Annotated in this window: 25 protein-coding genes and 1 pseudogene; 15 read left to right on the forward strand and 11 right to left on the reverse strand. The window is 71.8% G+C overall.

What is annotated here, in order from left to right:
* Positions 1 to 5: 5 nt before the first annotated feature.
* On the reverse strand, positions 6 to 1,100 hold the full coding sequence (locus HC031_RS27760) for a lysylphosphatidylglycerol synthase transmembrane domain-containing protein (protein ID WP_167928400.1): 1,095 nt from the start codon (positions 1,098 to 1,100) through the stop codon (positions 6 to 8).
* 94 nt (positions 1,101 to 1,194) lie between these two features.
* Positions 1,195 to 2,514, reverse strand: coding sequence for an MFS transporter (locus tag HC031_RS27765; RefSeq protein ID WP_338090860.1), 1,320 nt, complete (start codon positions 2,512 to 2,514; stop codon positions 1,195 to 1,197).
* 82 nt (positions 2,515 to 2,596) lie between these two features.
* Here HC031_RS27765 and HC031_RS27770 point away from each other — a divergent pair, with 82 nt between their 5' ends.
* On the forward strand, positions 2,597 to 3,505 hold the full coding sequence (locus HC031_RS27770; RefSeq protein WP_167928402.1) for a LysR substrate-binding domain-containing protein: 909 nt from the start codon (positions 2,597 to 2,599) through the stop codon (positions 3,503 to 3,505).
* Positions 3,506 to 3,765: 260 nt separating this feature from the next.
* Here HC031_RS27770 and HC031_RS33560 read toward each other — a convergent pair.
* Positions 3,766 to 4,035 (reverse strand): annotated as a pseudogene (locus tag HC031_RS33560) (DedA family protein); the annotation flags it as partial.
* Here HC031_RS33560 and HC031_RS33565 point away from each other — a divergent pair.
* A complete protein-coding gene (locus tag HC031_RS33565) occupies positions 3,953 to 4,183 on the forward strand; it encodes a hypothetical protein (protein WP_240943125.1) in 231 nt (76 codons plus the stop codon). The pseudogene HC031_RS33560 and the gene HC031_RS33565 overlap by 83 nt on opposite strands.
* 146 nt (positions 4,184 to 4,329) lie before the next feature.
* Here HC031_RS33565 and HC031_RS27780 read toward each other — a convergent pair whose 3' ends face one another.
* Positions 4,330 to 5,889: an MDR family MFS transporter gene (locus HC031_RS27780; protein WP_167928403.1), complete on the reverse strand. Its 1,560-nt coding sequence runs from the start codon at positions 5,887 to 5,889 to the stop codon at positions 4,330 to 4,332.
* Positions 5,890 to 6,150: 261 nt separating this feature from the next.
* On the opposite strand from HC031_RS27780, the gene HC031_RS27785 reads away from it, so the two are divergent.
* Positions 6,151 to 6,780, forward strand: coding sequence for a dihydrofolate reductase family protein (locus tag HC031_RS27785; protein ID WP_167928404.1), 630 nt, complete (start codon positions 6,151 to 6,153; stop codon positions 6,778 to 6,780).
* Here the strand turns inward: HC031_RS27785 and HC031_RS34575 are convergent.
* A complete protein-coding gene (locus HC031_RS34575) occupies positions 6,777 to 8,531 on the reverse strand; it encodes a glycosyl hydrolase family 18 protein (RefSeq protein WP_167928405.1) in 1,755 nt (584 codons plus the stop codon). The two genes, HC031_RS27785 and HC031_RS34575, sit on opposite strands and share 4 nt — an antisense overlap.
* 700 nt (positions 8,532 to 9,231) lie before the next feature.
* On the opposite strand from HC031_RS34575, the gene ligD reads away from it, so the two are divergent.
* Both ligD and HC031_RS27800 read left to right on the forward strand, forming a co-directional pair.
* Positions 9,232 to 10,464 carry a non-homologous end-joining DNA ligase gene (ligD, locus tag HC031_RS27795; protein ID WP_205863331.1) on the forward strand — a complete coding sequence of 411 codons (1,233 nt, stop codon included), beginning with the start codon at positions 9,232 to 9,234 and terminating at the stop codon, positions 10,462 to 10,464.
* 147 nt (positions 10,465 to 10,611) lie between these two features.
* The gene (locus HC031_RS27800) at positions 10,612 to 11,313 is read left to right on the forward strand and encodes an endonuclease V (protein WP_167928448.1); all 702 of its coding nucleotides are present in this window, start codon (positions 10,612 to 10,614) and stop codon (positions 11,311 to 11,313) included.
* Here the strand turns inward: HC031_RS27800 and HC031_RS27805 are convergent.
* From HC031_RS27805 to HC031_RS27815, 3 genes are all read right to left on the reverse strand, one after another.
* Positions 11,218 to 11,742: a 2'-5' RNA ligase family protein gene (locus HC031_RS27805; protein WP_167928406.1), complete on the reverse strand. Its 525-nt coding sequence runs from the start codon at positions 11,740 to 11,742 to the stop codon at positions 11,218 to 11,220. The two genes, HC031_RS27800 and HC031_RS27805, sit on opposite strands and share 96 nt — an antisense overlap.
* A gap of 177 nt (positions 11,743 to 11,919) precedes the next feature.
* Positions 11,920 to 12,303, reverse strand: coding sequence for a DnaJ family domain-containing protein (locus HC031_RS27810; protein WP_167928407.1), 384 nt, complete (start codon positions 12,301 to 12,303; stop codon positions 11,920 to 11,922).
* A gap of 59 nt (positions 12,304 to 12,362) precedes the next feature.
* Positions 12,363 to 13,286, reverse strand: coding sequence for a lytic transglycosylase domain-containing protein (locus HC031_RS27815; RefSeq protein ID WP_167928408.1), 924 nt, complete (start codon positions 13,284 to 13,286; stop codon positions 12,363 to 12,365).
* Between the two features lie 121 nt (positions 13,287 to 13,407).
* Here HC031_RS27815 and HC031_RS27820 point away from each other — a divergent pair, with 121 nt between their 5' ends.
* The 5 genes from HC031_RS27820 (at position 13,408) to HC031_RS27840 (ending at position 17,566) form a co-directional block, all read left to right on the forward strand.
* Positions 13,408 to 13,557 (forward strand): hypothetical protein, encoded by a 150-nt coding sequence (locus HC031_RS27820; RefSeq protein ID WP_167928409.1) that lies wholly within the window; start codon positions 13,408 to 13,410, stop codon positions 13,555 to 13,557.
* A gap of 45 nt (positions 13,558 to 13,602) precedes the next feature.
* Positions 13,603 to 14,718 (forward strand): WD40/YVTN/BNR-like repeat-containing protein, encoded by a 1,116-nt coding sequence (locus tag HC031_RS27825; protein ID WP_167928410.1) that lies wholly within the window; start codon positions 13,603 to 13,605, stop codon positions 14,716 to 14,718.
* Positions 14,719 to 14,726: 8 nt separating this feature from the next.
* A complete protein-coding gene (locus tag HC031_RS27830) occupies positions 14,727 to 15,011 on the forward strand; it encodes a MoaD/ThiS family protein (RefSeq protein ID WP_338090861.1) in 285 nt (94 codons plus the stop codon).
* Between the two features lie 185 nt (positions 15,012 to 15,196).
* Positions 15,197 to 17,002: a sporangiospore maturation cell wall hydrolase GsmA gene (gene gsmA, locus HC031_RS27835; RefSeq protein WP_167928412.1), complete on the forward strand. Its 1,806-nt coding sequence runs from the start codon at positions 15,197 to 15,199 to the stop codon at positions 17,000 to 17,002.
* Positions 17,003 to 17,182: 180 nt separating this feature from the next.
* Positions 17,183 to 17,566, forward strand: coding sequence for a DUF5655 domain-containing protein (locus HC031_RS27840; protein ID WP_167928413.1), 384 nt, complete (start codon positions 17,183 to 17,185; stop codon positions 17,564 to 17,566).
* Positions 17,567 to 17,726: 160 nt separating this feature from the next.
* Here HC031_RS27840 and HC031_RS27845 read toward each other — a convergent pair whose 3' ends face one another.
* Entirely contained in the window at positions 17,727 to 19,112 is a 1,386-nt protein-coding gene (locus tag HC031_RS27845) for an aminotransferase class I/II-fold pyridoxal phosphate-dependent enzyme (protein ID WP_167928414.1), read from the reverse strand.
* Positions 19,113 to 19,253: 141 nt separating this feature from the next.
* On the opposite strand from HC031_RS27845, the gene HC031_RS27850 reads away from it, so the two are divergent.
* Genes HC031_RS27850 through HC031_RS27870 form a run of 5 tightly spaced genes read left to right on the forward strand, consistent with a single transcriptional unit; the run spans position 19,254 to position 23,738 of the window.
* Positions 19,254 to 20,177: a substrate-binding domain-containing protein gene (locus HC031_RS27850; RefSeq protein ID WP_167928415.1), complete on the forward strand. Its 924-nt coding sequence runs from the start codon at positions 19,254 to 19,256 to the stop codon at positions 20,175 to 20,177.
* Positions 20,174 to 21,028: a deaminated glutathione amidase gene (locus HC031_RS27855; RefSeq protein ID WP_205863325.1), complete on the forward strand. Its 855-nt coding sequence runs from the start codon at positions 20,174 to 20,176 to the stop codon at positions 21,026 to 21,028. Before HC031_RS27850 ends, HC031_RS27855 begins: the two co-directional genes overlap by 4 nt.
* Before the next feature lie 36 nt (positions 21,029 to 21,064).
* Entirely contained in the window at positions 21,065 to 22,003 is a 939-nt protein-coding gene (locus tag HC031_RS27860; protein WP_167928416.1) for an ABC transporter substrate-binding protein, read from the forward strand.
* 5 nt (positions 22,004 to 22,008) lie between these two features.
* Positions 22,009 to 22,962: an amino acid ABC transporter permease gene (locus tag HC031_RS27865; RefSeq protein WP_167928417.1), complete on the forward strand. Its 954-nt coding sequence runs from the start codon at positions 22,009 to 22,011 to the stop codon at positions 22,960 to 22,962.
* Positions 22,959 to 23,738: an amino acid ABC transporter ATP-binding protein gene (locus tag HC031_RS27870; RefSeq protein WP_167928418.1), complete on the forward strand. Its 780-nt coding sequence runs from the start codon at positions 22,959 to 22,961 to the stop codon at positions 23,736 to 23,738. The genes HC031_RS27865 and HC031_RS27870 overlap by 4 nt, the downstream gene beginning before the upstream one ends.
* A 55-nt stretch (positions 23,739 to 23,793) precedes the next feature.
* On the opposite strand, the gene HC031_RS27875 is transcribed toward HC031_RS27870, so the two are convergent.
* The gene (locus HC031_RS27875; protein ID WP_167928419.1) at positions 23,794 to 25,056 is read right to left on the reverse strand and encodes a DUF6596 domain-containing protein; all 1,263 of its coding nucleotides are present in this window, start codon (positions 25,054 to 25,056) and stop codon (positions 23,794 to 23,796) included.
* The gene (locus HC031_RS27880) at positions 25,053 to 25,415 is read right to left on the reverse strand and encodes a YciI family protein (RefSeq protein WP_167928420.1); all 363 of its coding nucleotides are present in this window, start codon (positions 25,413 to 25,415) and stop codon (positions 25,053 to 25,055) included. Before HC031_RS27880 ends, HC031_RS27875 begins: the two co-directional genes overlap by 4 nt.
* Between the last annotated feature and the right edge of the window lie 50 nt (positions 25,416 to 25,465).

The raw sequence follows: 25,465 nt of genomic DNA on the forward strand, positions 1-25,465 counted from the left end.
CGGGGTCAGCCCGTGGCGGGGGACTGCCGGCGCCGCAGCAGGGCCCAGGCGAAGAGCCCGGCCGGGACGATGAGCCAGGCGGAGAACAGCCGGTACCCGAGGACGACCGCCGCGGCCGGACCCTGCCGGGCGCCGGCTGCCACCAGTGACGCCAGCAGGCTCGCCTCGATGACGCCGACGCCGCCCGGGGTGATCGGAACCTGGCGGACGAGCTGGACCACCACGTAGACCGTGCCGAGCTGAAAGAGGCTCACCGGCAGGTCGAACGCCTCCGCGACGGCGGCCAGGCAGCCCAGGTCGGCCAGCCAGTTGGCCACGGCGAACGCCAGGGCGATCCTGCGGTGGAGCGCCGGCATGGCCTTCGTCGCGGCGCCGATGCGGCGGGCGACACCGATCCAGCGCCGGATCGGCGAGTCCTCGTCGGCGCTCCCGTCGGCCGGGCGCCGATCGCCCCACCCGCGGCCGTCCGCGCGGGCGCGCCTCGAACTCCAGACGGTGTACGCGCCCAGCGCGACGGCGGCCACCAGGGCGAGCACCGTACCGACCGGGTGCGCGTGGCCGATCGTTTCCGGGTGCGCCGCCAGGAGCAGGAAGAAGCCGAACAGGTACAGCAGGCCGAGTCCGAGGGCCGACAGCAGCCCGGACAGGACCATCACCGTGCCGGCCACCTCCCGGCTGGCGCCCCACTGCCGGAAGGCCCGGAACGCGAAGCCGGCCGAGACGGCGGAGCCCGCCGGCATGCTGATCGCGATCGCCGACCGGCTGTACGACACCGCGAGGGCCCGCCAGATCGTGGTCGACACCCCGAACCCCCGCAGCAGCCACATCTGCTGCCGCGCGAACATCGACATCGACACGCCTTCGGCGACGGAGCCGAGCAGCAGCCAGGCCGGCTGCGCGCTGCGGACCGCCGCGACCACCTGGTGGGGCTGGGGCAGCCGGCTCCGCAGGGCCGCCGCGGCGGCGACCACCGCCACCGTGGCCAGGGCCACCCGCAGCCACCGGCGCTGGGTAGACCGGCGCGGGGTGGACCGGCGCTGCCCGGACTGTGGCGCGGCCGTGCCGTCCACAGTGCCGGTACGGCCGTTCACCTCGTCCATCCGCCTGAAGATCCTTCCCCCGTCACCGGCCCCGGGGAATAGTGACGGTCCATTCAGGCGCGACACCCCGCGACACGCGCGGGCGTGTGCCGGATCACGTCGTACCCGTCACGGCGGCCGGCGCTCCGGCTGCCCGCTCGCCGGCGGCTCGCTCGGCGGCGGCCCGCTCTCCGGCGGCCTGCGCGAGCGGGCGGGTGCGCGTCAGCGCGAGGGCGAGCAGCCCGCCGGCGACGGTCAGCGCGACCGTCATCGCGGTCACGGCGGGCCATCCACCGGCTGACCAGGCCCGGCCGGAAAGCGCGCCGAAGACGGAGGAGCCGAGGTAGTACGCGAGCAGGTACAGCGCCGAGGCCTGGCCCGTACCGCCGCCCCCGAGCTGCGCCCGCGCGGCGACCCAGCCGCTGGCCACCCCGTGCGCGGCGAAGAAGCCGAAGGTCAGCACCGCCAGCCCGGCGATGATGAGCGGCAACGGTCCCGCCAGGGTCAGCAGGCCCCCGGCCGCCATGATCACGACCCCGGCCGGGACGACTGGCCGCTGGCCGAACCGGCCGGCGGCCCGACCCGCCAGGGCGGAGGCGAGCGAACCGATCGGGTACACGAGGAACACGAGGCCGGCCACGCCGGCGCTGAGCCGGTACGGGTCGGCCGCCAGCCGGAAGCCGAGGGCGTTGAACACGGCGACGAACGCGCCCATCAGAGCGGCCCCGATCCCGTCGAGGGCGAGCAGGACCGGGTCGGTGAGCAGCCGCCCGGTCAGCCGGGCGAGACGCGCCGGGCTCGCCGGGGCCGCGACGAAGCGACGGGACGCCGGCAGCAGAGCGAAGACCGTCACGGCGCAGGCGAGCGCGAGGAGCGCGACGCCACCGACCGCGGCGCGCCAGCCCAGGACGTCGGCCAGACCGCCGGCGACGAGTCGCCCGAGCATGCCGCCGATCGCCGTGCCCGCGATGTACAGGCCGGCCGCGCGGGCATGCGCCTGCCGGTGGACCTCCTCGCGCAGGTATGCCATGGCGACCGCCGGCAGCCCCGCGAGCGCCAGCCCCTGCACGGCACGCAGGACCAGCAGCACCGGCCAGTTCGGGGCGACCGCGCAGGCCAGGCCGACCACCGCGGTGGCGCCCAGCGCCACCCGCATGAAACGGACCCGGCCGAACGCGTCGGACAGCGGGCTCACCAGGAGCATGCCGACGCCGAGCGCGAGCGTGGTCGCGGAGACGCTCAGCGCCGCCTGCGCCGGCGTGATCCGGTACGCCGCCTGCAGCAGCGGCAGGAGCGGCTGGGTGCAGTACAGCGACGAGAAGGTGGCGATGCCGGCGGCGAACAGGGCGATGGCCAGCCGTCGGTACTCGCGGGTGCCGAGGCGGTGACCTTCCTGGCTGGGCGTCGTGGTGGGGGCGGACAGCGTTACTTGCACCTGACAAACATCCCTCCACGCGATCCATGTGCAAAATGACGAAAGTGGCACTTCTTCATGCGCTGGCGGCATAATTGCGCGGGTGAACGCCGACGAGCTGCGCTGGTTTCTGGCCCTCGCGAAGACCGAGCAGGTGACGGCCGCGGCGCACGAGCTGTACCTGTCCCAGCCCACCCTGTCCCGCGCGCTGGCCCGGCTGGAGCGCGAACTCGGCGCCCCGCTGTTCGACCGGGACGGGCGCCGGCTACGGCTCAACCAGTACGGCCGGATCCTGCGCGAGCACGCCGGCCGGGCCCTCGCCGAGCTCGACACGGCCCGCCGACGCATCGACGCCCTGACCGACCCGGACACCGGCCTGGTGCGGCTGGCGTTCCTGCACTCCTTCGGCGCCTGGCTGGTGCCCGACCTGCTCCGGGAGTACCGGGCCCGCGCGCCGCGGGTACGGTTCGCGCTGTCCCAGGACGTCGCCGAGGTCGTCGTGGCGTCGCTGCGCGAAGGGCACGCCGACCTCGCGCTGACCAGCCCCCGGCCCGACGGCGACGACCTCGCCTGGCACCCGGTCCACTCCGAACGGCTGTGCCTGGCCGTGCCGCCCGACCACCCGCTCGCCACTCAGCGGCGGGTGCCGCTCGCGAGCGTCGCGGCCGAGCCGTTCATCGTGCTGCGCGCCGACACCGGCCTGCGTCGCATCACCGACCAGCTGTGCCGGGACGCCGGCTTCGAGCCGACCGTGGCGCTGGACTCGTCGGACCTGCAGACCGTACGCGCGCTCGTCGGCGCCGGCCTCGGCATCGCCATCGTGCCTGAGCCGCACGCCCCCGAGCCGCACGCCACCGACGAGCCGGCCGGACCGGCGTACCTCACGCTCACCGACGCCGGGGCGGGGCGCACGATCGGCCTGTGCTGGGTCGCGCAGCGGCCGCTGTCCCCGCCGGTGGTCGCCTTCCGCGACCACGTCGAGGGTTGGGCGCGGCTAAGCCTCCCCCGGTGAGGACCGGTGAGCTCAGCCGGCCGAGTGCGGGGAATCGGGCGGGGTCGAGAACGTCTGCCACGCCGAACGCCCTGGAGCGCCACCGATCGGCGGCGGGCGATGAGCATGCTCGCCGATGCGAGGGCCATGCCGACCGCCGCCGTGGCCAGCAGGGTGTACTGGGGTCCGGGCAGCAGCCCGCCGATCCGCCGCGAGACCAGGCCGAGCGCCACGTAGAGACCGGCCCACAGGGCGGAGCCGAGGACCGAGTACCGCGCGAAGCGGTGGTAGGGCATGCTCAAGGCCCCGGCGGCGAGCGGGATCAGCGTATTGATCACCGGTAGGAACGGGGCGACGACGAGAATGTGTCCGCCGCGGTCCAGGGCCCGCTCCGCCGCCGCCCAGCGGGCTTCGCCGATCCACGTACCCGACCGGCCGCGCCGGATCCGTTCGCCGAACAGCCGGCCGGTGGCGAAGGTCAGTGACGAGCCGGCCAGGCACCCGCCGAGCACCCACATGACCAGTCCGGCGGCGGCGTACGGGCCGCTCATCCCCGTCGCGGTGAGGACCGCGACGTCCCCGGGGACCGCGATCCCGACGACGGGGATCGCGTCGAGCACCATGACCAGGGCGACCGTCACCTCGATCAGCGCCGTCGGCAACTCCTGCAGCTGCCCCCACCAGTACGCCATAGCCTGACGTTATGACCTTCTATGCAGATGGCGCATCCAGGTTTCGACCCTGAGGCATCCCTTGATCAACCCTGAGTCCGGGTAGGGGATCTCCGCCGTCGCCCAGTCGAAGCCATCGCCCGGTCGAAGTCGTCGCCCAGTCGAAGCCCTCGCCTATTCGAAGGTGAGCTGCTCGCTGCGGCGCGGCATCAGCAGCAGCGCGCCGACGCCGAGCACGGCGAGCACGACCAGGGCGAGAAAGACGTGGTGCGTGGCGTCGTACAGCGAACGGCGGACGTACTCGGCCACCGCCGGCTGCTGCGACCGGGTGTGCCCGCCCAGCACCAGGCTGGAGGCGTCCACGCTGCGCGGCAGCCGGTCGGCGATCCCGGCCGGCGGGTGGGCGAATCGGTCGGCGAGGGTCGCGTTGGCGATCGCGCCGAAGACGGCGGCTCCCACCGCGCTGCCGAGCGAGCGGCTGAACATGTTGGCGCCCGTCACCACGCCGCGGCGGTCCCACCCGACGACCGACTGTGCCGCGACCAGGGTCGGGCTGGCGGACAGGCCGAGCCCGACTCCCATCACGAAGGCCGCGCCCGCGGCGCCCCACACCAACGTGTTCTCCCCCAGCAGGGCGGCCAGCACCGTACCGCCGACCACGAAGACGGTGCCGATGAGCGCCGTGTCGCGGAAGCCGATCCGCAGGTAGAGCCGCCCGGCCTGGCTGGCTGCCAGCGGCCAGCCGACGGTGTTCGCGGCGAGGGCGAAGCCGGCCACCAGCGCGCTGGTGCCGAGCACCCCTTCCGAATAGGTCGGCAGGTACGAGCTGAGCCCGATGGTGAGGGCTCCGATGACCAGCGCGTTGAGGCTGCTACCGGCGAGGACGCGGCGGCTGAAGACCCACAGCGGCAGCACCGGTTCGGCGGCGCGGCGCTCGACGAAGACGAACGCGACGAGCAGGACGACGCCGACCGCGAAGATGACCAGGCTCTGGGTCGAGGCCCAGCCCCAGGCCACCCCGCCTTCGAGCAGCCCGAGGATGATCAGCGAGAACCCGCCGGTGAGCAGGGCCACCCCCGCGTAGTCGACCCGGTGCCGGGTACGGGTGACGCGCTCGGCGAAGCGCCGGGCGATCATCCACACCGCCACCGCCCCGAGCGGCAGGTTGATGAAGAAGATCCAGCGCCACGACACGTACTCGGAGAACACCCCGCCGAGGGTCGGGCCGATCACCGCGGCGATACCCCACACGCTCGCCAGGTAGCCCTGGACCCGGGCCCGCTCTTCGACGGTGTACAGGTCACCGACGATCGTCATGCTCATCGGCTGCACCGCTCCGGCGCCGATGCCCTGGACGGCACGCGCGACGATCAGCGCCGGCATGCTCCACGCCGCGCCGCACAGGATCGACCCGATCAGAAACAGCGCGATGCCGAAGAACATGACCGGCTTACGGCCCAGCGAGTCGGCGAACTTGCCGTAGATCGGCACCGTGACCGCCTGCGTGAGCAGGTAGATCGAGAACAGCCACGGGAACTGCGAGAAGCCGCCGAGATCGCGCACGATGGACGGCACCGCGGTGGCGATGATCGTCGAGTCCAGGGCGACCAGGCCGGTGCTGAGCATGACCGCCAGGAGCACCGGGCCACGGTCCGACCGGAAGCCGACACCCCCCGCGTTCCGGGTGTCGGGTGCCGGTGCGGCACCGGTACCGGCCGCCGATGTCGTCGCCATGCAGGACGCTCCTCCACTGTGCAGCAAACCATCGCGTCGCGATCCCAGACGGTCGCGTCACGATCAACTACTTCGCAATGCCAAGCATTCCACTTCGCATCACGATTCCCTGTGATCTAGGACAGTTAGCCCGCTCATAACCGGCGACCGGTCCGGGCCGCTCGGCGAAGCCCGCGGCCCGGACCGGTCGCCGCGCGTCCAAGGTCGATGAATTTCCGCCGGTGACGGAGTCAATATGGCGACACGGCACAGGAGGGCGTGATGGGCAACGTGGTGGTAGGGCTGGCGGTATCGGTGGACGGCTACATCGCCGGGCCGGAGGACGGGCCGACCGCGCCGCTGGGCGAGGGCGGCGCCGCCCTGTTCGAGTGGTACACCGACGGGGACACGCCGAGCCGGCACCACCCCAGGTTCCGGATGGCCCGGCAGAGCGCGGCGGTCTTCGACGCGATCGTCGACCCGGTCGGCGCCGTGGTCACCGGCCGGCGCACGTACGACATCACCGGCGGGTGGGGCGGCGACAGCCCGGTGCCCGGCCGGCCGCTGTTCATCCTCACCCACCACGTGCCACGGCCCCTACCGGAGACCACGGTGCCGCACACGTTCGTCACCGACGGGGTGGCCAGCGCCATCGCGCAGGCCAGGGCGGCGGCCGGTGACCGGGACGTGTCGCTGGCCGGGGCGCAGGCCGTGCAGCAGGCGATACGGGCCGGCCTGCTCGACGAGCTACACCTGGCGGTGGTGCCGGTGCTGCTCGGCGGCGGGGTCCGCCTGTTCGACCACCTCGGCGGCCCGGTACGCCTCGAGAAGATCCGCGTCGTCGACGCGCCGAGCGTCACCCACCTCAGCTACCGGGTACGCGAAGACAGCCGGGTACGCAAGGACGCCTAGGCTCCCCGGCGCAGGGCGGGGAACGGCGCGAAGATCTGGGTGAACTGCCAGGTGGACTGGGCGAGGCCCGAACAGCGACCGCTACTGATCGAGGCGCCCGGGCAGCCGCCGTTGTCGCGCTGGAGCGCCCAGAACGACAGCAGGGCCACACCCATGTCGGCCGCCCAGGCCACCACCTTCTCGGCGTTCGCCAGCGAGAGGATCTCCCCGATGCCGCAGTCGTCGATACCCGGCATGACGGTGACGCCGAGCATGTGCCAGATCTCCGCCGGCGACCGCTGCGGATACAGGTCGATGAGCTGGTCATGCATGCCGGTCACGGCCTCCTTGACCGCGATGACCATCGAGTGCCGGTTCTTGTCGCAGTAGTCGAACGGCATGATGTTGACCACGTCGACGCGCACGCCGTTGGCGACGGCGTTACGCATGATGCCCATGCCGCTGTCGGCGAGCCCGTGCGGCCACGCCGACAGGGTGTAGGAGATCTGAAGGGCGCGGTGGTGCCAGGCGGCCCACTCCTGCACGATCTTGAGCGCCTTGTTGCGCCGGTCGATGCTCACGGTGTCCCAGGCCGGCGCCCCCTCGATGTTCATGTCGATGCGCGTCAGGTTGTACGTGGTGATCACGTCCTCGTACGCCGTGGCGATCGCGTTGATGTCGGTGCAGGCATCGGCGAGCTCCAGCTTGGGCGTGCCGTCGACGCCACCGCCGAAGGAGACGATGGCGTCGCCGCCCCGGGCGCGGATGGTGGCGATGTCGTTGCCGAACACGGTCCGGGAGACGGGGGTGCTGGGCTCACCGTTCCAGTACACGGTGCACGACCCCTTCTTCGGGGCGACGACGAAGGCCAGCATGAGGTTCTTGGCGCCGGACTGCTGGGACAGCGCCGACAGGTTCTCGCCGGTCCAGGTCATGACGTACGGGGCGAACATGGGTACCGGCACGGACGCCACGGCGTTACCCGTTGCCGAGGCGGTCGCGCTCGCGCGCGCCGAGTGCGACGTGGCGACCGGATGCGTGGGGACCCAGCTCGGGAGGCGCACGGCGACGACCCCGAGCCCGATGCCGAGTACCCCGGAGACCGCGAAGGCGCCGGCACGGCGTCCCCACCCGCGCGACGCGGACCCCGCCGGATCCCCGGCCGGCGCATTGTGCGCCTCGGCAGCCTCCGGCACCTCGGGCGCTTCACGTGCCTCGGGCACCTCCGGCACCTCGGGCGCTTCACGTGCCTCGAGCACCTCCGGCGGCTCCGGCGCTTCACGTGCCTCGGGCACCTCGGACGCTTCACGTGCCAAGGGCACCTCGGGCACCTCGGACACCTCGGGCGCTTCACGTGCCAAGGGCACCTCGGGCGGCTCCGGCACCGCACCGCCCGCCGGCGTCGCCGGCTCAGGCTTTGCCGGCTCAGGCTTTGCCGGCTCAGGCTTTGCCGGCTCAGGAGGCTTTGCCGGACGGGCGGACGGACCGGCCGCCGCAGGCGGAACGGCCGGCCGCAGGTCGAACAACAGCCGGCCGACCACCGTCTTCCTCGGCCGGTCGACGAGCCGGTCGACGGGCCTGGCGACAGGCCGGGCGGCGATTCCCGCCGGCTGTGCGGCGCCGGGTGTGACACCCAGAAAACCCGGTCCTATATATATCTGGAACGGCTCGCGATAATCAGGTGTCGACGTATCACGCCGAACCGGCGACAGCAATTCCCAGATCAGAATCACGACCAGCAGGAGCGCTCCGAAAAGCAGGACGTTGCTCACAGCTTTTACCCCCAGCCAACGCCACCGAAAGTAATGCCGAGCAGAAGCGACAGCGCCCCGGCGGCCACGGCCCGATCAACGCCCGAGGCATCAACGTACGGTGTTCCAGCCACCAGACGAGCGCGTAACCTGCGGCGGCGTCGGCCGACTCTGACATCGCGCCGACGTCCGCGGGACCGGACAACAGGGCGAGGTGCCCGTTGACGAAATGCGTTGACGTATCCGAAGTCATAAATTGGCTTTCGCTATTCTCATCGGTGTCGGGTGCGGCCGTTCGAAAGACGGGCAGGGTCGACGACAAGCCCCGCACGGATGGGACATCGCCTGGTTGAGATGCGGCAACGCAACGGGCGGGTAAACACCCGAGCGCCGGCCGCCTACCCGGGCCCCTCGGGGTAAAACAACGAGCCGTGTCGACATTCAGGCGCCTCGCCGCGGTCGTCCGCCCTCCCGCGGTGCCCACCGACCACACGCCCACCGACCACACGCCCACACGCCCACACGCCCACACGCCCACAGCGGAACCCGGACCACAGCCCGGGCTCCGAAACGACACCGCTGTAGTTATGTGATCTCTGTTCGAGCCCCTTGACCAGGGCTGATATGTGCGCGCCACTGGATCAATGGCGAGGGTGCCGGTGCGCGACGACAGGCGGGTGACGATCGGTCTCCCACCCGCCCGCACCGGCGTCTGTCCGTGATGGACGACATCGCGGCCGGTACGCCGCTCCCCGATCCGGTCGCGCCGATGCTGGCCACGCTCGGCGACCTGCCGACCGGTCCAGAATGGGCGTACGAGTTCAAATGGGACGGTGTACGCGCGGTGACCCGGACCGGGCGGCGCCGGGTACGGGTCCTCAGCCGCAACAACCGCGATCTCACCGCCACCTATCCCGAGCTTGCCGAGCTCGGCGCGGTGCTCGGTGAGCGCGGCGCGGTCGTCGACGGCGAGGTCGTCGCGCTCGACTCCGGCGGCCGGCCGTCGTTCGAACGGCTGCAGCGGCGCATGCACGTCGGCGCGCCGACACCGGGCCTGCTCGCGGCGGTACCGGTGGTCTACCACGTCTTCGACGTGCTGCACGTCGACGGGGAGTCGACGCTGCGGCTGCCGTACGAGCACCGGCGGGAACTGCTCGCGGCGCTGGGGCTGACCGGGCCGGTGGTGACCGTGCCGGCGCACTTCACCGACGTCGACGGCGCCCACGTCCTGACCGCCGCGCGGGCGGCCGGCCTGGAGGGCGTCGTCGCCAAGCGCCTCGGCTCGACGTACCAGCCCGGCCGCCGCTCGGCGGACTGGATCAAGGTGCCGATCGTCCACACCCAGGAAGTGGTGATCGTGGGTTACACGGCCGGCGCTGGCCGCCGGGCCGGGACGATCGGCTCGCTGCTGCTGGCGGTGCACGATCCAGCCGGACGGTTGCGCTACGCCGGCCACGTCGGCACCGGGTTCACCGAATCCATGCTGCGCGACCTGCAGCGGCGCCTCGTACCCCTGCACCGGCGGACCCCGGCGGTGGGCGGGGTACCCCGCGACCACGCCCGACACGCCCGGTGGGTCGACCCGGTCGTCGTCGGCGAGGTCGCCTACCGCACGTGGACCCCGGACGGGCGGCTGCGCCTGCCTTCCTGGCGCGGGCTGCGCCCCGACCGCGACGCTGCCGAGGTGCACCGACCTGACGTGCCGGCCCGGCCCGCTCCGCCCCCGCCGGCCGGGCGCCACGCGGGCGGGCCGACCGGGCACGTCGAGGGCGCGATGCAGACCTCCGACGGCCGGTGGCGGGTGGAGGTGGTACGCCGCGGCACCGGCCACTGGTACCGGATCGTCCACGGCGAGAACACGATCGACTGGCTGTCGCTGGCCGACGTCGAGCGCATCCTCGGCGAGGTCGGCGTCGACCTCACGCTGCTGCGGGAGGTCGGCCCGGCGGCGTGAGCCGGCCGGCCGCTACCGCGTAGACCGGCCGTTACCGTGTAGGGAGACGACGCCCCGCGGAGAAGAGGGACCGTGCTCCTGCCCCACCCCGAGCCGTGGCCCGAAACGGCCGCCAAGGCGATCGACATCCAGAACCGGCTGCGCACGATGGTCCGGCTCGCCGCCGACGAGCCGTTCGAGCCCCGTACCGTCGCCGGGCTGGACGTGACGTACGAGCCCGGCTCCGGGCGCTGCGCCGCGGCCGTGGTCGTCCTCGACGCGGGCACCCTCGAAGTGGTCGACGAGTCGACCGCGTTCGGCACGGCGGCGTTCGCGTACGTACCCGGACTCCTCGCGTTCCGTGAGCTACCGCCCTTGATGGCCGCACTGGGCGAGCTGACCGTCGTGCCCGACGTGCTGGTCTGCGACGGCTACGGGATAGCCCATCCGCGTCGGTTCGGCCTCGCCAGCCACCTCGGCGTCGTCACCGACCGGCCGACCCTCGGCGTCGCCAAGAACCCGTTCACCGGCGTGTACGAGCCTCCCGGTGACGACCGCGGCTGCTGGTCGGAGCTGCGCGAGGACGGCGAGACCCTGGGGCGGGTGCTGCGCACCCGGCGCGGGGTGAAGCCCGTGTTCGTATCGGTCGGCCACCGCATCACCCTGGACCGGGCCACCGACCTGGTCCTCGCGCTGTGTACCCGGTACCGGTTGCCCGAAGCGATCCGGCGCGCGGACCGGTTGTCGCGTCGACTGCTGCGCGGGTCCAGCGGCTCACCGGCGGCCGAAGGCGAACCGGGTACGGGTCGCCCAGTGGACCCCGTCGAACGCCAGCAGGCGCGCCTCCGTGACGGCCGCGCGTACCGGTAGCCGCGCGGCGACGTCGCGCTCGACGAGGGCGAGGGTGTCCTCGTCGACGCCGTGCGCCACGGTCAGGTGCGGAACGATGTCGTCGTGAACCCCGCCGTACGGAGGAGCCTCGGGCCATCGGCCGGCGATCTCCACAGTGAGGCTCCGGAACGGGCCGGCCGGCTCCGGTTCCAGGTACAGCACGTCCGGGAACCTGCCGCAGCGGCGGAATCCGACCTCGAACGCCGGCTGACGGCCGAACACCTCGCGAAGCCGCTCGAGCACCCCGTCGTCGATCCGGCTTGAGCCCAGGAACGGGTACAGGACGGTGACGTGTGCCGGCGCCCCCAGCGGCGCCGAACGGTCGTACCGCTGCCGCCAGCGGTCCACGACGCGGCCCGCCTCGGGCACCGCCACGATGATCGCCGTCTGGCCGGTCTCAAACGACATGCGCTGACCCCTGCGATCCCGCCGGATCGGGGCACCGGATGTCGGCGGCCTCGCACGCCGGATGTGCCGTACCGCCCGGATCCAGCGCTTCGCGCATGAACAGGTGGCGCCCCGGCGACCGCGGGCCATCCCTGGCCACCCAGCGGTCGCGGTAGGCGGGTCTGCCTTCCGTGGGTCTCACCGTCGCCGGTCGCGCCAGGCGCTGACGACCTCGTCGGCGTCGATGGTGGAGAGCACGACCGGCGGCCCGTCGAGCAGGCCCCGGTGCGCCCGGCCGATGCGGTCGTTGAGATCGGCGACGAGCCTGCGTACCGACGACTCGGTCGTCCGCTCCGCGACCGTCTCCATCAGGTCCTCGACCGCTCTGCGCAGCGCCAGCGTGGCGGGCACCGGGCCGGTGATGCCTTCGCGGCGTACCAGCCGCTTGAGCCACCAGTTCTCGTCGTACTCTTCGTCGATGTCCGGCAGCGGCTTCCCCGCGCCCGGCAGGTCGTTGAACTCGCCGCGCTCCTGGGCTTCCCGGATCTGACGGTCGATCCGCGACTCGTACCAGCTGGTCATCGGCGCACCCCCGGTACGGCGAGTCTATCGGCCGGCCCGTCTACCGGTCAGCCCACCGGCTACAGCCACTGCTTCCAGGGCTGGTTTGCCATGAACCCCTCCACCGCGTAGACGTACCACGTGTTGGGCAGGTCCTGCCCGGCGGCCACCGCGTTGTCCACGGCGCCGTACCCGGCCTGGTACGCGGAGATCACCATGTCGAGCAGGACGAGTTTGTTCGGGTCGCCGGCCAGGCTGTAGTTGCCGTTGAAGTACTTGTCCCCGAAGTACCGGACCAGCCAGGCCAGGTAGCCGGTGGCGACGTTGATGTTGCCGGTCAGCGAGGCCCGGTCGTAGTTGGTGCCGTACTTCTGGTTCATCCAGGTGGCGGTGTCCGTCATCACCTGCATGGTGCCCAGCCCGCCGTCAGCGGACTTGATCGTGGACTGCCAGCCGCTCTCCTCCCAGCCGATGCCCTGGATGAGCACCTCCCGGACGGTGATCGCGGGCGGCTTGGGGTCGTCGAGGCTCAGCGTCGGCCGGTACGCGTGCCCGGCGGCCGCGTGCATCGCGGCGGCGACTTCGGCGCACGACGCACCCGGTCGGTCCGGACGCGAGCAGACCGGACCGGACGCCGTGGGGCCCGGGCCGGGCGGCGGGCCGGCCGGCGGAGGCGGTGGCGGCTTGGCGACCGTCAGCTGCTTGGGCGGGGGCGGCGCCTGCTTGGTGGACCCCCCGGACTTTCTGGTCACTGACGGGCTGGGGCTCGCAGTCGGCGAGAGACTCGGGCTCGGGGTCGGCGACGGGGTGGCGGACTCGGTCACCGAGGGCGCGGCGGTGACGGTCGCCGCCGAGTCGGTGGGCGCGGCGTACACCAGGCGGGCCGCGTCGTTCTCGGGGGCGTTCCAGACCGACACCAGGACGGTGCTCGCCACAATGATCCCGGCCGTCACCGCGGCGGCGGCCGCGATCGCTCGACTACGTGGAGTGGACAGCAGCGCCAAAACGTCTCCCCCGCCGGTCGGCCCCACGCCGCACCCGGGAGGTCTCGGCGGGCAGGGTCGGGTTGCTGGACGGTCCGGACCGACGAGCCGCGGGCTGCGGATCCCGACCGCGAAGGATCCTATGCCAGACGTCGATGGATTGTGGGGCCGGGTCGCCGAGACGAACCTCATGCGCGTGATCCCGCCGGTGAGTATCGTCATCGGCCGAGGTCTGCACAGATGGGCGACGTCTGTCGAGGACGCCCGGTCGCCGCTCACCACCAAGGAGTGACACCCAGCCCCGAACAACGCACGCGAAAACCACAAAGGAGCACGGATGAGCCAGGTACGGGTACTGGTCGGTACACGCAAGGGCGCGTTCATTCTGACATCGGACGCGAGCCGGGAGAAATGGGACGTCAGCGGCCCGCACTTCGCGGGCTGGGAGATCTACCACGTCAACGGGTCGCCGGCCAATCCGGACCGGCTGTACGCGTCGCAGTCCAGCGGCTGGTTCGGCCAGCTGATCCAGCGCTCCGACGACGGCGGCCTGACCTGGAACCCGGTGGGCAACCGGTTCGACTACGACGGCGACCCCGGCACGCACCAGTGGTACGACGGGACGCCGCGCCCCTGGGAGTTCAAGCGCGTCTGGCACCTCGAGCCGTCGCCGACCGACCCGGACACCGTCTTCGCGGGTGTCGAGGACGCCGCGCTGTTCCGTTCGGACGACGGCGGGCAGAACTGGCACGAACTCCCGGGGCTGCGCGGACACGGCTCGGGACCGTCATGGCAGCCGGGCGCCGGTGGCATGTGCCTGCACACGATCATCCTGGATCCGACCGACCCGGCACGGATGTTCGTGGCCATCTCGGCCGCGGGCGCGTTCCGCACCGACGACGCCGGCAAGACGTGGCGGCCGATCAACCGCGGACTCAGGTCCGGCGGCATTCCCGACGAGGATGCCGAGGTGGGCCACTGCGTGCACCGCATCGCCATGCACCCGGCGCGCCCCGAGGTGCTGTTCATGCAGAAGCACTGGGACGTCATGCGCAGCGACGATGCCGGCGGGTCCTGGCATGAGATCAGCGGCAACCTGCCGACCGACTTCGGGTTCCCGATCGCGGTCCACGCCCACGAGCCGGACACCGTCTACGTCGTGCCGATCACGAGCGACTCACTGCATTACCCGCCGGACGGGAAGCTGCGGGTGTACCGCAGCCGGACCGGCGGAAACGAGTGGGAGGCGCTCACCGACGGCCTGCCGCAACGCGACTGCTACGTCAACGTGCTGCGGGACGCGATGGCCGTCGACTCGCTCGACTCATGCGGGATCTACTTCGGCACGACCGGCGGGCAGGTGTACGTGTCCGCCGACGCCGGCGACAGTTGGGTGCCCATCGTGCGGGACCTGCCGCCCGTGCTCTCCGTCGAAGTACAGACGCTGCCATGATCCGGGTCGTGCTTCCGTACCATCTGCGCACGCTTGCGCGCGTCGACGGCGAGGTCGTGCTCGACGTCGCGGGTGACGTCACCCAGCGTTCGGTCCTCGACGCGCTGGAGGCCCGCTACCCGGTGCTGCGCGGTACGGTCCGCGACCAGTCCACCGGCGCGCGCCGGGCGTTCGTCCGGTTCTTCGCCTGCGAGCAGGATCTCTCCCATGAACCGCCGGACGCCCCTCTGCCCGGCGCGGTCACCTCCGGGGCCGAACCGTTCATGGTCGTCGGCGCGATGGCGGGTGGCTGACCGCTTCACCACTCATGATCCTGAAGGATTTTCCGTGCGCTGACCCGGAAAATCCTTCAGGATCATCAAACCGGCGCAATACCGGCATTTTTGGATATAACCGATTCGCAACGCTTCTCGAACCTGGTCGACAACCCGGGCACCGGACCGTCGAAGTCGACCCCGTGAGAGAAGGCCTGACTTTGATGAATCGGAATGTCCGACGGCTGATCCTCGGCACGCTGCTTGCCACGTCGACGACGGGCGCCGCGCTCGGCGTCGGCGTGCAGACCGCATCAGCCACCGTGAACGCGACCGTGGACACCAGAAGCGGCCCGCTCAACGTCCGCACCGGAACGTCGACCCAGACCGCGGTCGCCGGCCAGTTGCGCGACGGTTCGGTGGTCTCCCTCGCCTGCCAGGCGACCGGGCAGTACATCTCGGGCGCGGTCCGGAGCACCGCACAGTGGGACCGGCTGGCCAACGGCCGCTGGGTGTCGCACGCCTACATCCGCGTCGGCGCGTCCCTGCCGTCCTGCGCGGTGCTCGACGCCCCGGCCGGCAACCCGTCCGGCCCCAGGGTGCGTACCGACGGCGGCCCGCTCAACATCCGTACCGCGCCCAACACCGGCGCGAGCATCGCCGGCCAGGTCGCCAACGGCGCGGCGGTCGCGCTCAGCTGCCAGGTCACCGGTGCGACGGTACGCGGCACCGTCCGATCCACCTCGCAGTGGGACCGGCTGACCAGCGGCGGCTACGTCTCCCACGCCTACGTGCAGACCGACGGGTACCTCCCGTCGTGCGCGTCGCTGGACAATCCGCCGGCGCCGTCGACCCCGCCGACGCCGTCGACCTCGCCCACGCCCTCGACCTCACCCACGCCGTCAACCTCACCGACGCCGTCTACCCCGCCCGCCACCAACCCGGCCGCGGCGCGAGTGCACACCGACGGCGGCCCGCTCAACGTCCGCACCGGACCCACCTCACGGTCCGACGTGACCACGACGCTCGCCAACGGCACCTCGCTCAGCCTGACGTGCCAGGTCAACGGCGACACCGTCCGCGGTACCGTCCGCTCGACCGCGCAGTGGGACAAGCTCGCCACCGGCGGCTACGTCTCCCACGCCTATGTGGAGACCGACCAGTCGCTGCCCGCGTGCGACTCGACCACGCCGGTGACCAACCCGACTCCGGCACCGAGCACCAGCCCGACGCCCAGCCCCACCCCGACGCCGACCCCGACTCCGACCCAGCCGGCGACCTACCCGGCCACCGCGCACACCGAGGGCGGCCCGCTCAACATCCGCACCGGCCCGAGTACCGGCGCGAGCCTCGCCGGCCAGGTCGCCAACGGCGGCTCCCTGACCCTGACCTGCGCCGTCGGCGGCGACTACGTCAGCGGCGCCGTCCGCTCCACCAGCCAGTGGGACAAGCTCACCAGCGGCAACTACGTCTCCCACGCGTACGTGCAGACCACGGCCAGCCTGCCCACCTGCGCCGGCGGCGCCCCCGTTGTCGGTGGTGACGGCCCGGTCGGCAGCATGACCAACGCGCAGTTCATCGCCGCGGCGGTCATCCCCGCCCAGGCCGGCTACCGCGAGTTCGGCGTACCCGCCTCGGTCACCATCGCCCAGGCCATCCTGGAGTCGGGCTGGGGCCGCAGCACGCTGACCAAGAACGACCGCAACTACTTCGGGATCAAGTGCTTCAGCGGCAGCCCCGGCCCGATCGCCAACGGCTGCCACACCTACGCCACCTACGAGTGCACCCCGAACTGCTACGCCACCTACGCGAGCTTCCGCACGTACGCGTCGATCAGCGACTCGTTCCGCGACCACGGGATGTTCCTGACGACCAACAGCCGCTACAAGCCGGCGTTCAACTACAGCAACGACGCCGACCAGTTCATCTACCAGATCTGGAAGGCCGGCTACGCCACCAGCCCGACGTACGTCGCGAATGTCCAGTCGCTGATGCGCCAGTACAACCTCTACCAGTACGACCACGCCTGACCCTCCCCCACCCAGGGACCGCCGCCGGTCCGTCACCGGTTGACCTCCGTCAACCCCGACGGGCCGGCGGCGGCCGTTTCACCTCGGTGTCGCCTCGCGGTTTGTGTCCGGGGTGGGCTCTACAGTCGCGGCCGTACGCTCCCGGACGTCGGGGGCTGGCCGCCGAGGAGGAGCGCAGCGATGCCCGATGCGGATGGCCGCTGGACGGTCGAGGATCACCTCCGGGGCGCGCCGGTCGAGTACGTGGAGCTCTACCGGGCTGTCGAGGCCGCCATTCACGCCTGCGGCCCGGTGATCGTCTCCCCGTCGAAGACCACGATCACCTTCAAGGGCTCCCGCCGGGGTTTCGTCGGTGCCCGCCCCACCCGCCGCGGTGTCCGGGGCTACCTCGATCTCACGCGCAGCCTGGTCGGAGACCGCCGCATCCTCAGCAGCAGTCCGTACACCGGCCGGCTGCACGTCAACCAGTACCGCCTGACCACGCTGGCAGACCTCGACGACACCTTCATCTCTTGGCTGCAGGAGGCCTACCGCGTAGGTCAGGGAGACCATCTCCACGGATGACCGCCGCGACGCCTCCAGCCGGGTCCGGCCGCGCGTGAGCAGGACCGGCGGTTCGCGCTAGCCCGTCCGGCCGCCGTCCACCAGCCGCGCGGCCGCGACCTCGGCACCGGTCAGCTCCAGCAGGCGATGGACTGGATCGCAGCGGGCTGCCGTGACGCCGCTACCGCGTACGAACGGAGTCGTGGCGCATCGGTCCCGGGTAGGCCTCGACGTCGTCACGCGCGGCCACCGCCAGCATCTCCGCCAGCCGACCGTAGCCTTCCCGCACGTTGCTCACGGCCGCCCGAATGTGCGGCGTGCCCCGACCATGAAAGAAGCGGCTGCCCGGGCTCGCGGCGACGCCGTGGGTGGCGAGCGTGACCAGCGCACTCTGCTCGTCCCGGACCGGAATCCAGACGCTCAGCCCGGACCGGTTGGACACCGTGATGCCCCGTGCGGCCAACTCCTCGACCAACCGACCACGCCGCCAGGCGTACGCCTCCCCGGCCGCGCGTACCGTCGCCTGCGCTGCCGGGTCGTCGAGCAGGTGGGCAAGGGCGCGCTGGAGAATCCGGCTGGTCCAGCCGGTACCGAAGGACTGTCGGGTACGGGCCCGCTCGATCGGTGCCGCCGCTCCACCGACCACCGCCATCCGCAGGTCCGGTCCATGGGATTTGGAGAACGAGCGGATCCGGACCACCGCGTGCGGCAGGAACCGACCGATGGACTCCTCTTCCGCGCCGGCCACCTCGCCCGCGCCGTCGTCTTCGATCACCAAGGTCTCGGTGCCGCGTAGCAGGAAGGCCAGTTCCTCACAGCGCCCGGCGTCGAGCGCGCTGCCGGTGGGTGACTGCGCGCGCGGCTGGAACACGAAGGCGGCCGGCTGCTTGACCAGCGCCGCGGCCAGGGCGTCCGGTCGGGGCCCGCGCTCGTCGCAGTCGACCCGGAGCACGGTGGCGCCCACCGAGTCGAGGATGTCCAGCAGGCGTGGCGCCGTCGGCTCCTCCACCGCCACCCGGTCGCCGGGGACCACCGTCACCGTGAGGAGCAGCACCAGCGCTTCGTACCCCCCGCCGGTGGCCAGCCAGCCGGCGGCCGGGAAGGGCCACCGGGGGGCGATCGCCGCGCTCAGTTCGGGGGTGATCGGGTCCCGTCGGTAGTCGTTCAGGTCACGGGCGGTCAACCCGATCTGGAGCGCCTCACGGAGATCCGGCAGCAGCTCCGGGTCCGGTCCAGCGAGGGTCAGGTCGATGGCGAGCCGGTCGCCGAAGTTGCCGGTGCGTTCGAAACGCGCCGGGTGCGGAGTGGTCGGCGCGCCGAGCACGCGGATGCCGGCCCGGCCGCGCCCCTCTATCGCCCGCCGGCTGCGCAGCAGCACCCAGGCTTCGGAAACGGTCGCCGGGCTCACGCCCAGCTCGGCGGCGAGCGCCCGGACCGTCGGCAGCTGCGCACCGGTCGCCAGGTCGCCCCGGCGGATCAGCGCGGCCACATCAGCGGCGATGCCACGCGCACTGCGGTCGGAGATAAGGCCGGCGAGGCGCTGGGCGGAGACTTCCCCCGGATACATTTATGTACAGTAACAAAATCGTACTTGTACGGCAATCAACCTGAACATTACGGTGGGTGCACATCACACTCCGCTGACCTGGGAGGACTCGCTGTGCATCGCCCACGCTTACGTATCGGCGTTCGGCACTGGGACCACCTCATGCCGCTCGCACTGGGCGACGTACGGCCGGCCTCGTTCGACCTTGAGGTGGTCCGCCTGGACCAGACCCCTGACCTGCTCACCGACGACGGATTCGACGCCGCTGAGACGTCGTTCAGCCGGTACACGCTCGGCCGCGCCAGCGGCGAGGACCGCCTGGTCGGCCTGCCCGCCTTCGTGATGAGCGGGTTCCGGCACCGCTGCGTGATCACCCGCCGGGACAGCGAGCTGACCTCGCTCGCCGAGCTGCGCGGGCGACGGGTCGGGCTCACCGGCTGGCCGGACTCGGGCAACACCTGGACCCGGGCGCTGGTCCGCCGCGCCGGCGTACCCCTGTCCGAGGTCGACTGGTTCGTCGGCCCCCTGCTGTCCGACCACCCGGTCGGCGAGCGGATCGGCCCGCGCGGCGCGCCGGCCAACGTGGCCCGCACCCCCGGCGACCGCGCGCTGGTCGACCTCCTGCTCGCCGGCGAGCTGGACGCGGTGATGACCCCCTTCATGCCCCCGGGGTTCCACGCGCCCGACTCGCCACTGCGCCAGCTCGTGCCGGACTACCGCACCGCCGAGGCGTCCTACTTCACCGAGGTCGGTTACGTGCCCGGCATTCACCTGATCACGGTGCGGCGGGAGGTGGCCGAGCGGCACCCCGAGGTGACCGGTGAGCTGATGGCCGCGCTCGACGCCTCCTGGCACAACTGGCTCGGCAAGCGGACCAAGCTCGCCGACACCACGCTCTGGCTGCTGGCCGAGCTGGACATCACGGCGAAGACCGTCGGCCTGGACTGGAGCCCCTACGGCGCACCGTCCACCGACACGATGATCGCCGACTTCTGCGCCGAACTGTTCGCCCAGGGGCTGTGCGACGCCCCGATCGAGCCCGGCGTGCTGTTCACCGCCTACACCGAGCTGAGGAGCGCGGCATGACCACCACCGGTACGCCACGGCCGATGCGGGTCGCCGTCGGCCAGTTCGCCGCCAGCACCGAGTGGCAGGAGAACCTGCGCACCTGCGCCCAGTACATCGACGCGGCCGAGGCCGGCGGCGCGGACCTGCTGGTCCTGCCCGAAGGTGTGCTGGCCCGCTTCACCGACGACTTCACCCGGATCCGGACCGCCGCGCAGCCGCTGGACGGACCGTTCGTCACCGGGCTGCGTGAGCTGACCCGCGACAAGCGGGTGACCGTGGTGGTCGGCGTGCACGAACCGGCGCCGGACGGGCGGGCGTACAACACGCTCGTGGTGCTCGTCGCCGGCGAGCTGGTCACCCGCTACCGCAAGCTGCACCTGTACGACGCGTTCAGCTCGCAGGAGTCGGCCAACGTCGTACCGGCCGACGACGTACCCGCGCTGTTCACCTGCGCCGGCCTGCGGGTCGGCCTGATGACCTGCTACGACGTGCGTTTCCCCGAGCTGGCGCGGCTGCTGACCGTCGCCGGCGCCGACCTGCTGGTCCTGCCCGCAGCCTGGGTACGCGGGCCACTCAAGGAGCAGCACTGGCAGCTCATGGTCTCCGCCCGGGCACTGGAGAACACGGTGTACGTGGCCGCGTCCGGCGAGTGCGGCCCCCGCAACATCGGCCGCAGCCTCGTCGTCGACCCGCTCGGCGTGACCGTCGCGGCCGCCGCCGAGGGGCCGGCCCTGATCTGGGCCGAGGTGGACCCGGCCCGGCTCGCCGACGCCCGCCGCCAGCTCCCCGTTCTGGACAACCGCCGGTTCAGCGTCGACCCGGTGGCCCGGCCGGTGCCGGGTGTCCCCGCACCGGCCTCCCTGGCCTGATCTCGTACCGTTCGACCCACCGCAGGAGAAAGACATATGCGTACCAGTCGCGTCACCCGCACCCTGACCGCCGTCCTCGTGGCGTCCGGGCTGACCCTGGCGGCGTGCTCCAAGGACCCCGGCAGCACGAACCCCGCGCCCACCAAGTCGGCCGGCGTGCCGACGCAGAAGGTCGACGCGGCGCTGCGGGCCAAGCTGCCCCAGAAGATCACCGATGCCGGCACCCTGACGTCGGTCAACACCGGCGCGTTCCCGCCGTACACCATCTCGGCCGCGGGCGGCGACGCCACCAAGGTCGAGGGCGCCTCGGTCGACCTGGAGAAGGCGCTCGGCGAGCTGCTCGGCGTGAAGGTGCAGGACACCACGGTCAGCGGGCTCTCCGGTGAGCTGAGCGGCATCGCGTCGCAGCGCTACGACTTCGCGTTCGGCCCGGTTGGCGACTTCCCCGAGCGGGAGGCCACCGTCGACTTCGTGGACTGGGTGCAGGAGTTCGTGGTCTTCGCGGTGCCCAAGGGCAACCCGAAGAAGATCACTTCGCTGGACAGCGCCTGTGGCACCCGGATCGCGGTGCAGGCCGGCGGCTCGGCCGAGAAGGTCATCAAGACCCAGTCGACCGCCTGCACCGCGGCCGGCAAGCCGGCCGTCGAGGTGCAGTCGTACGCCGACCAGCCCACCTCGATCATGGCCGTCAAGTCGGGCCGCGCGGACGCGTTCTTCTCCTCCCAGGCCCCGCTCACCTACTTCGTCAAGCAGTCCAACGGTGAACTGGAGCTGGCCGGCACCGGTCAGGCCAACGGCTTCGACAAGCTGGTCCAGGGTGCGGTCGTGCCGAAGGGCTCGCCGCTGGGCCAGGTGCTCCAGGAGGCGCTGCAGAAGCTGTTCGACAACGGCACCTACGCCGCGGTGATGAGCAAGTGGGGGCTTGACGGTAACAAGCTCGACAAGCCCGGCCTGAACCTCGCCGCCCAGAAATGAGCACCATGACCGCGCTCACTGACCGCACAGCAACTGCTGGCGAGCCGCCCGTGGACGTGGCGGACGCCGTACCGCGCCGCCATCCGTGGCGCTGGGTGTCCGCCGCGGTGGTGCTCGTTCTCGCCGCCCAGCTGGCGCACCTGCTGGTCACCAACCCGCGGTTCCAGTGGCGGGTGGTGCTGCGCTACTTCAACGCCGAGTCGGTGGTCCGTGGCATGGGCACCACCCTGCTGCTCACGGTGATCGCGATGGCGGTCGGCATCGTGCTGGGAGTGCTGCTCGCGGTCGGCCGGCTGTCGCGAAACCCGCTGATCCGCTCGCTCAGCGGCCTGTACGTCTGGTTCTTCCGGGGCACCCCGGCGCTGGTCCAGCTGATCTTCTGGTACAACCTGTCCCAACTGGTCACCCGGCTGTCGCTGGGTATCCCGTTCGGGCCGAGCTTCATCTCCGCCGACACCAACACGCTCATCACTCCGATGCTCGCCGCGATCCTGGGGCTCGGGCTGAACGAGGCGGCGTACATGGCCGAGATCATCCGGGGCGGCCTGCTCTCGGTGGAACAGGGCCAGGTCGAGGCAGCCCAGGCGCTCGGCATGACGCGACTGCGTACCCTGCGCCGGATCGTGCTGCCACAGGCGATGCGCTTCATCGTGCCGCCGACCGGCAGCCAGGTGATCAACATGGTGAAGGCGACCTCGCTGGTGAGCGTGATCGCCATGGCCGACATGCTCTACACCGTCCAGGCGATCTACAACCGGACGTTCCAGACCATCCCGCTGCTGATCGTGGCCTGCATCTGGTACCTGATCATCACGTCGATCCTCTACGTAGGACAGTCGTTCATCGAGCGCCGGTACTCGCGCGGCGCGACCCGGCAGGCGCCGCGGTCGTTCCTGGACTTCCTGAAGATCCGCCGGACCCCGCCGCCCGTGGTCGACCGGACGGAGCACACCGCATGACCGAGCAGAAGCAACCGCTGCTGCGCGCCCGCGGCGTACGCAAGCATTTCGGCAATCTCCAGGTGCTCAACGGGATCGACCTGGACGTGTACCCGAGCGAGGTGGTCGTGCTGCTCGGCCCGTCCGGCTCGGGCAAGTCCACCTTCCTGCGGTGCGTCAACCATCTCGAGGAGCTCGACGGCGGCTCGATCACCGTCGACGGCGAACTCGTCGGGTACACCCGGCGAGGCGGCCGGGTACACGAGCTGAGCGACCGGGCGATCGCCGTCCAGCGCCGCTCCATCGGCATGGTCTTCCAGCAGTTCAACCTGTTCCCGCACCTGACCGTGCTACGCAACATCACCGAGTCGCCGATCGGCGTGCTCGGCGAGCCACGGGCCCGCGCCGTCGAACACGCCCGGGAACTGCTCGCCCGGGTGGGTCTGGCGGACAAGGCCGACGCGTACCCGCGACAGCTCTCCGGCGGCCAGCAGCAGCGCGTCGCCATCGCCCGGGCCCTGGCCATGCGGCCGAAGCTGATGCTCTTCGACGAGCCGACCTCCGCCCTGGACCCGGAGCTGGTCGGTGAGGTACTGGCCACGATGCGCGGGTTGGCCGCGGACGGGCTGACGATGATCGTGGTGACCCACGAGATCGGCTTCGCACGCGAGGCGGCCGACCGGGTCGTCTTCATGGAAGGCGGCGTGATCGTCGAGCAGGGAACCGCCCGCGAGGTGCTGGAAACGCCGCGCAATCCCCGTACTCGCGCCTTCCTGTCGCGATTCCTCGACGACTGACCGGGCCGGATACCGCGACGGGGTGGGGCTGGGCGCATGCGCCCGGCCCCACTGCTTACGGAGACGATTGGTCGTCGGCCACCAACCGCGTCGCCTGGGCGGTCAGGTACCGCCGCTCGGGCAGGCTGGTCGCGCGGCGGGCCGCTTCGCGGTAGCAGCCGGCGGCCGCCACCTCGTCACCGGTCAGCTCCAGCAGGTGCGCGCGGGTGGCGAGCAGCCGGTGGTGGCGGGCCATCCGGCTGTCGGACGCCAGCGTGTCGAGCAGCCCGAGCCCGGCCGCCGGCCCGTGCACCATGGCGACCGCGACCGCCCGGTTGAGGGTCACCATCGGGTTCGGCGCCAACCGCTCCAGAAGGTCGTACAGGGCGAGAATCTGCGGCCAGTCGGTCGTGTCCACGTGGTCGGTCTCGTCGTGGACCGCGGCGATGGCCGCCTGCACCTGGTACGGGCCGACCTCGCCGCGCGGTAGCGCCTCGGTGACCAGCGCGACGCCTTCGGCGATGCGGTCGGAGTCCCAGCGGCTGCGGTCCTGCTCGGCCAGCGGCACCAGGCTGCCGTCGGGTCGGGTTCGGGCCGGCCGGCGCGCGTCGGTGAGCAGCATCAGGGCGAGCAGGCCGGCCACCTCCGCGTCGTCGGGCAGCAGCCGCCGCAGCCAACGGGTAAGGCGGATCGCCTCCCCCGACAGCTCCGGCGCGGTCAGATCGGGGCCGGCGGTGGTGGTGTACCCCTCGTTGAAGATCAGGTACAGCACGTGCAGCACCGTGCGCAACCGCTCGGCGCGGGCCGGCCCGTCCGGCATCGTGAACGGCACCCCGCTGGCCCTGATGGTCTGCTTGGCCCGGCTGATGCGCTGCGCCATGGTCGCCTCCGGCACCAGGAAGGCGGCCGCGATCTGGGCGGTGGTCAGGCCGCCGACCGCGCGCAGCGTCAGCGCGAGCTGGCTCGGCGTGGACAGCGCGGGATGGCAGCACAGGAACAGCAGGGCCAGCGAGTCGTCCCGGTCCGCGCCGGGCGCGGCGTCGGCGGCCGGGCTCAGCAGCTCGGCCTGCGGTGTCGCCACGGTGACCAGGAGCTCCCGCCGCCGCCGCGACTGGTCGCTGCGGATCTGGTCCATCAGCCGTCGCGAGGCGACCGTGACCAGCCAACCCCGTGGGTTGTCGGGCACGCCGTCGGCGGGCCATTGGGTCGCGGCGGACAGCAGCGCCTCCTGCACCGCGTCCTCGCACGCGTCGAACTGTCCGTACCGGCGGACCAGCGCGCCGAGGACCTGCGGCGCCAGGTCGCGCAGCAGGTCCTCGACGCGGGGGGCGACGGTCACAGGTCCGACGGGGCCTCGTGCAGGATCGGCCAAAGCTCGACCGGGTCCTGGTCGGCCCACGGCATGTCCGCGGCGATCTGCAGCGCGCGCTCCTCGCTCTCGCAGTCGAGCAGGTAGAGGCTGGCGATGTACTCCTTGGTCTCCAGGTACGGCCCGTCGGTGACGACCGGCGCACCGTCCTTGCGCCGCACGAGCCGGGCGGCCACCGCGTCGGACAGACCGTACGCCCCCAGCAGTTCGCCGGTCTGCTGGTACTTCTTGTTGAACGCGTCCTGCTTGGCGACCTCCGCCGAGAACGTCTCGGCCGGGATCGAGGCCCACTTCTCCTGGTTGCCGTAGACCAGCATCAGGTACTTCATGTCGGGTTGTCCTTTCCGATCCGCGCACCCCGCCGGCGCGCTGTCACCCC

The sequence above is a fragment of the Planosporangium thailandense genome, from assembly GCF_011947195.1.
GTDB classification, from domain to species: Bacteria; Actinomycetota; Actinomycetes; order Mycobacteriales; family Micromonosporaceae; genus Planosporangium; species Planosporangium thailandense.